Here is a 5553-nt window from a genome sequence, read left to right on the forward strand (position 1 = left end):
CCGCCCTTTTGTTTTCAGAAGTGCTCTCACCCACCCTTCGTCATTGCCGGGCTTGTCCCGGCAATCCATCTGGCCCAGCCCCACCCCGCATGTCATCCCCGCGAAAGCGGGGATCTCTGTCTTCGGGCAGCTACATCGGTCCTTGGGTAAGCAAGATCAAAAATATCGCCCCAGCCTCCCATTGCGCGGGAAGAAATTTGAAATACTCTCGGCGCAATTGAATTGAGGACGAACGATGAAAATATTCGCCCATGCCGCCATCATTCTTGCAATTGCAGTATCGAGCATAACCGGCGCATACGCCGACAACTATCCAACCGGCGAATGCTCCCTGAATGCCGACAGCTCAACCATCACTCTGATGGTCTCAAACGGCGGCGACGAAAGCTTCGCCTGCACCGCCAGTTGTCAGTACAAGATCACCGGTCAGCGCCCATTACAGACGTTCGGCTGCAACTACGCCCTGGGCGCCAAAACCCCGGAGAAAACCGCCTGCGACCTCAATGGCGGCAGCGCCGACTATTTCTCCGAACTGCGCCCCACCAAATTTGTCTGCCAGCCGCGCTAGGCCGAAAGCCCCGCGAGGTCCCCACCCACCGGCCGTCATCCTCGGGCTTGACCCGAGGACACTTCACTTCGCGGTTTCGGGGCAAGTACAGAGCCCGAGCGTGATTTCCGAGGACAGGCTAGTCCCTACCCCTGCCGCCGCGCCCAAGCCCGCATCGCGGTTGTAAGAAACGCCGAAAACCCGGGCTCGATCGTCTCATACCGCTTCCGGAAATCCGGATGCTCATAGACATCTGCCAGCCCTGCATAGGCGTGCGGCGCACACTCCCGTCCCCACGCATCACCGACCCAGCGCCGATGCGCCTCGATAGCCGGATCAAGCGCCGTTGCCTGCGGCGGCAACCCCCGCCGAAATCCCTCCGCCAGCGCCTCCTCCACACGCTGCAGCTCCGCCATCATCTCCGCGCGTTCCCCCTCACTCATGTCACCCATGGCCTTCCGGCTCCGGGCAATCCGCGCCTCCATGTCGCCGCCAAAGCGCTCCACCAGCCACGCTTCGTATTCCGCCTGCTTTTCCGGAGCGATCAGCCCGGAATAAAGTTCGTTGTCCTGCATCGCAGTTTCTCCTTCGAGACGAGCGATCGTGCGGTCGATCGTCCTCACCATGCCGGCAAACCGCTGCGCCTCGCTCTCGAGCCGGGCGCGCTGCTCGCGCAACACAGCCAGCCGATCGAAGTCGGGCGCATCGAGCATGGCTGATATCTCCGCCAATGGAATATCGAGCGCCCGGTGGATGAGGATCTGCTGCAGCCGCAGCAATTCCTCCTCCCCATAGTAGCGATAGCGGTTTTCGCCGGTGAACGCGGGCTTCAGAAGACCAATCTCGTCATAGTGGTGCAACGTGCGCACCGACACGCCGGCAAGAACGGCTAACTGCTGAACGGTATAGGTTTTCATCGGTCCACATCCTCCGCGAGCCATCAGCTACGGCGTCACCCCACGTGAGGGTCAACCGCATCATTTTCTGACTGTAAAGCTCAGTGATTGAACGCTAAAGGAAAGCCATGCGAGCCCTCGTCCAACGCGTCCAGTCCGCCTCCGTCACCGTCGACGGAGAGATCACCGGCCAGATCGGTCCTGGTCTTCTCGTGCTCGTCTGCGCCATGCAGGACGACACCGATGACCTCTCTGACTGGCTGGCCCAGAAAATCGCCAAGCTGCGCATTTTTCAGGACGACGCCGGCAAGATGAACCGCTCGCTCCTCGATATCGGCGGCTCCGCCCTCGTCGTCAGCCAGTTTACCCTCGCCGCCGACACCAAGGGCAATCGCCCGGGCTTTTCCCGCGCTGCGCCGCCCGAACGCGGCCGCGATCTCTACGAAAAATTCTCCGCCGCTCTCGCCGCCACGGGCACTCCGGTTGCAAACGGAATCTTTGGTGCCGATATGAAGGTGGCGCTCGTCAATGACGGGCCGGTCACCATCTGGCTGGATACTGACCAATGACCGAGCCGCAATCGCCTCTCGCCCGCAACCGGCTCATGCGCGCCCTCTATCTCGTCCTCGGTATCATCCTGCTGATCACCGGCATCATCGGCATCTTCGTGCCGCTCATGCCCACGACGATCTTCCTCATTCTCGCCGCCTGGTGTTTTTCAAAGTCCTCCCAGCGCCTCGAAAACTGGCTCCTCGGCCATGCAACGCTCGGCCCCACCATCCTCAATTGGCGCAAGAGCGGCGTCATCCCGTTGCGCGCCAAACTGATGGCCTGCACCGGCATGGCCGCAGGATTCCTGATCTTCCTCTTCGCCGCCCACCCCGCCTGGTGGCTCTTCATCCTCGTCGCCGCCCTAATTGGCGGCTGCGCCTGGTATGTCCTCTCCCGGCCCTCGGCGCCGCGGGACGTCGAAGAAACAGCCTGAAAAGAAAAGGGCCGCCGAAGCGACCCTTTGTAGCAAAAATCTCAGAACGGAATGTCGTCGTCGAGCCCGCCTGGCTCAAAGGCCGGCGCATTGGAGGACGGACGGCGTCCGCCGCCCCCCCCGCCTGCATTGTTGCTGACGCCCCGGAAGCCGCCCTCGTCATTGCCGCGGAAACCGCCGCCGCCTGCGCTATCGCCGCCGCCTTCGCCACGGCCATCGAGCAGCACCATCGAGGCATTGAAGCCCTGGAGCACGATTTCGGTCGAATACTTGTCCGCGCCCGACTGGTCCTGCCACTTGCGGGTCTGGAGCTGGCCTTCGATATAGACCTTGCTGCCCTTGCGCAGATACTGCTCGGCAACCTTGGCGAGACCTTCCGAGAAGATCACCACGCGGTGCCATTCAGTCTTTTCGCGCTGTTCGCCGGTATTGCGGTCGCGCCACCGTTCCGATGTCGCAATCGAAAGGTTCACAACCTTGCCCCCGCTGGGCAAGTTGCGCACTTCGGGCTCATTGCCCAAATTGCCAACCAGGATGACCTTGTTCACGCTGCCTGCCATAGCGCTCGTCCTTCTAATTCAGTCCCGGTCTGCTGCGGTCGCGGGACGCTCTCTCTCACATATATGCCCGAAGCTTTGCCGCCCGAAACGCCGCGCTTCTGCACGCTGACGCGCACCATAAACCGATCTCGCGTCCGAAACTGGGCCAATTCCATATTGTAAACAGTTCGTTTCGTGTTCTCTTTATGTTCTTATCTAGTCAGTGTCAAGAAGGCGGCATATCCATCCTCCTGACTCGCCCTGTCAGCAGCCCTGCTCCATTGCCATTCCCACACTTGGGAACCACCATGGATTACGCACAGGCGCTCTGGCTCTACACGCTCCTCGTCTTCGGCATCATCGTCGTACCGGGCATGGACATGTTCTACATTCTTGCCAACGCGCTCACCGGTGGCCGTCGCATGGGCTTTGCCGCCCTCGGCGGCGTCATGCTCGGCGGCGCCGTCCATACGCTCTTTGGCACAGTCGCCGTCGGCGTTCTCACCCAGCTTCCCACCATGCTGTTTCAGGCCATGGTCCTGGCCGGCGCCGCCTATATGGCCTGGATCGGCTACACGCTTCTGCGCAGCTCCATCACCGTCTCCGGCATCGGCCGCGCCACCACGCGCACCGAGTGGTCCGCCTTCCGCCAGGGTACCGTGACGTGCCTGCTCAACCCCAAGGCCTATCTCTTCGTCCTCGCCGTCTTCCCGCAATTTGTGCGCACCGAATTCGGCCCCGTCTGGTCTCAGGCCCTCGCGCTTGGCGTCATCACTGTGCTCATGCAGGGCGTCGTCTATGGAGCGCTCGCCCTTGCCGCCGGCCGTGGTCGCGATGCCCTCGTGGACAATCCCTCTGCCACCATTTGGGTCGGCCGCAGTGCCGGCGCGCTCTTCATCGTCGTCGCCCTTTTCACCGCGTGGCATGGCCTGACCATGTCATCCACCTCTTGACCGAATCCCGAGTGTTCTGCAAATGTTCATGACTGACAAAGGTGTTTTTGCAAGCCACCCCAGACACGCTAAGGTTACAGCCGCGCTGGTTAGCCATGCATGGCTAGCGCTTGCGGTTGGGCTGGGCAGCGCTTATCTCATGGGCTCTCCAGCCTCCCTTGACCCCATTGCTGCTGCGCCTTTCATCGGTGCGACAAGCCACGGACGTGAACAATGAAGCCTACGCCCAGCCAGAACCGCGAAATCATCGTCCGCGGCGCCCGCGAGCACAATTTGAAGGGCATCGACGTAAAGCTGCCCCGAGACAGCCTCATCGTCATGACGGGCCTCTCCGGCTCGGGCAAATCGTCTTTGGCTTTCGATACCATCTATGCCGAAGGCCAGCGCCGCTATGTGGAGTCGCTGTCGGCCTATGCCCGCCAGTTCCTCGAAATGATGCAAAAGCCCGATGTCGAGCACATCGAAGGCCTTTCGCCCGCCATTTCCATCGAGCAGAAGACCACGTCGCGTAACCCGCGCTCTACGGTTGGCACGGTCACCGAGATCTACGACTACCTGCGCCTCCTGTTCGCGCGCGTCGGCGTTCCCTATTCGCCGGCAACCGGCCTTCCCATCGAGAGCCAGACTGTCAGCCAGATGGTCGACCGCACTCTGGAACTGCCCGAAGGCACCCGCCTCTACCTGCTGGCCCCCATCGCACGTGGCCGCAAGGGCGAGTACAAGAAGGAACTCGCCGATCTGATGCGCAAGGGCTTCCAGCGCGTGAAGATCGACGGCGAATATCACGAGATCGAAGACGCCCCGGCGCTGGACAAGAAGTTCAAGCACGACATCGAAGTCGTGGTCGATCGCGTCGTCGTGTCCAAGGACATTTCCGGCCGCCTCGCCGAAAGCTTTGAAACGGCGCTGAAACTGGCCGAAGGCATCGCGCTGGTCGAATTCGCCGACGAAAAGAACGAAGACGGCTCCGCCCGCCAGATAACCTTCTCCGAAAAGTTCGCCTGCCCGGTTTCCGGCTTCACCATTGCCGAAATCGAGCCGCGCCTCTTCTCGTTCAACAATCCCTTTGGCGCCTGCCCGGTCTGCGATGGCCTGGGCACCGAGCAGAAGATCGACCCCGATCAGATCGTCCCCGACGCAAGCCTGTCGCTGCGCGATGGCGCCATCTTGCCCTGGTCCAAGACGTCGGCACCCTATTACCAGCAGACCCTGCAGGCCGTCGTAAAACACTACGGCGCTTCGACCGGTACTGCCTGGAACGAGCTGCCCTTCGATGTGCAGCATGCCGTTCTCTTCGGCACCGACAAGACCAAGATCGACTTCGTCTACGACGATGGCCTGCGCCAGTACAAAACCCAAAAAGTTTTCGAAGGCGTCATCGGCAACCTTGAGCGCCGCTACAAGGAAACCGAAAGCGCAGGCATGCGCGAAGAAATCGAAAAGTACATGTCGGCAAAGCCTTGCGTTGCCTGCGGCGGCTATCGCCTGAAGCCGGAAACGCTGGCCGTGAAGATCGATGGCCTCCACATCGGCAAGGTCAGCGAGATGTCGATCAAGAATGCATCGACCTGGTTTACTGACCTTTCGGCAAAGCTGAGCCCGACACAGTCCCAGATCGGCGAGCGCATCCTCA

General features: G+C 61.2%; 8 protein-coding genes. 6 read left to right on the forward strand and 2 right to left on the reverse strand.

The features are described from left to right. Together ABW043_RS17285 and ABW043_RS17290 are read left to right on the forward strand one after the other, a co-directional pair. Positions 1 to 226: hypothetical protein (locus ABW043_RS17285; RefSeq protein WP_353922439.1), on the forward strand; the 226-nt coding region annotated here is incomplete at its 5' end. Positions 227 to 235: 9 nt separating this feature from the next. Then, positions 236 to 568 carry a hypothetical protein gene (locus ABW043_RS17290; protein WP_353922440.1) on the forward strand — a complete coding sequence of 111 codons (333 nt, stop codon included), beginning with the start codon at positions 236 to 238 and terminating at the stop codon, positions 566 to 568. A gap of 125 nt (positions 569 to 693) precedes the next feature. Here the strand turns inward: ABW043_RS17290 and ABW043_RS17295 are convergent, their stop codons facing one another. Then, complete coding sequence (locus tag ABW043_RS17295; protein WP_353922441.1) at positions 694 to 1464, reverse strand: MerR family transcriptional regulator; 771 nt, start codon at positions 1462 to 1464, stop codon at positions 694 to 696. Positions 1465 to 1571: 107 nt separating this feature from the next. Here ABW043_RS17295 and dtd point away from each other — a divergent pair, with 107 nt between their 5' ends. Next, complete coding sequence (gene dtd / locus ABW043_RS17300) at positions 1572 to 2012, forward strand: D-aminoacyl-tRNA deacylase (protein WP_353922442.1); 441 nt, start codon at positions 1572 to 1574, stop codon at positions 2010 to 2012. Then, complete coding sequence (locus tag ABW043_RS17305) at positions 2009 to 2428, forward strand: YbaN family protein (RefSeq protein ID WP_353922443.1); 420 nt, start codon at positions 2009 to 2011, stop codon at positions 2426 to 2428. The genes dtd and ABW043_RS17305 overlap by 4 nt, the downstream gene beginning before the upstream one ends. Positions 2429 to 2469: 41 nt before the next feature. On the opposite strand, the gene ssb is transcribed toward ABW043_RS17305, so the two are convergent. Continuing rightward, the gene (ssb, locus tag ABW043_RS17310; protein ID WP_353922444.1) at positions 2470 to 2988 is read right to left on the reverse strand and encodes a single-stranded DNA-binding protein; all 519 of its coding nucleotides are present in this window, start codon (positions 2986 to 2988) and stop codon (positions 2470 to 2472) included. Between the two features lie 287 nt (positions 2989 to 3275). Between ssb and ABW043_RS17315 the strand changes: the two genes are divergently transcribed. Further along, on the forward strand, positions 3276 to 3920 hold the full coding sequence (locus tag ABW043_RS17315) for a LysE family translocator (RefSeq protein ID WP_353922445.1): 645 nt from the start codon (positions 3276 to 3278) through the stop codon (positions 3918 to 3920). 213 nt (positions 3921 to 4133) lie between these two features. Continuing rightward, positions 4134 to 5553 (forward strand): UvrA family protein (locus ABW043_RS17320; protein WP_502908664.1); only part of this gene is annotated, 1420 nt, incomplete at its 3' end.

This window comes from Devosia sp., assembly GCF_040509215.1.
Classification (GTDB): domain Bacteria; phylum Pseudomonadota; class Alphaproteobacteria; order Rhizobiales; family Devosiaceae; genus Devosia.

Excerpts from the sequence above, each read along its gene's own strand:
- ABW043_RS17290 (WP_353922440.1), top strand. The coding sequence starts at position 236 with ATGAAAATATTCGCCCATGCCGCCATCATTCTTGCAATTGCAGTATCG.
- ABW043_RS17315 (WP_353922445.1), top strand. The coding sequence starts at position 3,276 with ATGGATTACGCACAGGCGCTCTGGCTCTACACGCTCCTCGTCTTCGGC.
- ABW043_RS17305 (WP_353922443.1), top strand. The coding sequence starts at position 2,009 with ATGACCGAGCCGCAATCGCCTCTCGCCCGCAACCGGCTCATGCGCGCC.
- dtd (WP_353922442.1), top strand. The coding sequence starts at position 1,572 with ATGCGAGCCCTCGTCCAACGCGTCCAGTCCGCCTCCGTCACCGTCGAC.
- ssb (WP_353922444.1), bottom strand. The coding sequence starts at position 2,988 with ATGGCAGGCAGCGTGAACAAGGTCATCCTGGTTGGCAATTTGGGCAAT.
- ABW043_RS17295 (WP_353922441.1), bottom strand. The coding sequence starts at position 1,464 with ATGAAAACCTATACCGTTCAGCAGTTAGCCGTTCTTGCCGGCGTGTCG.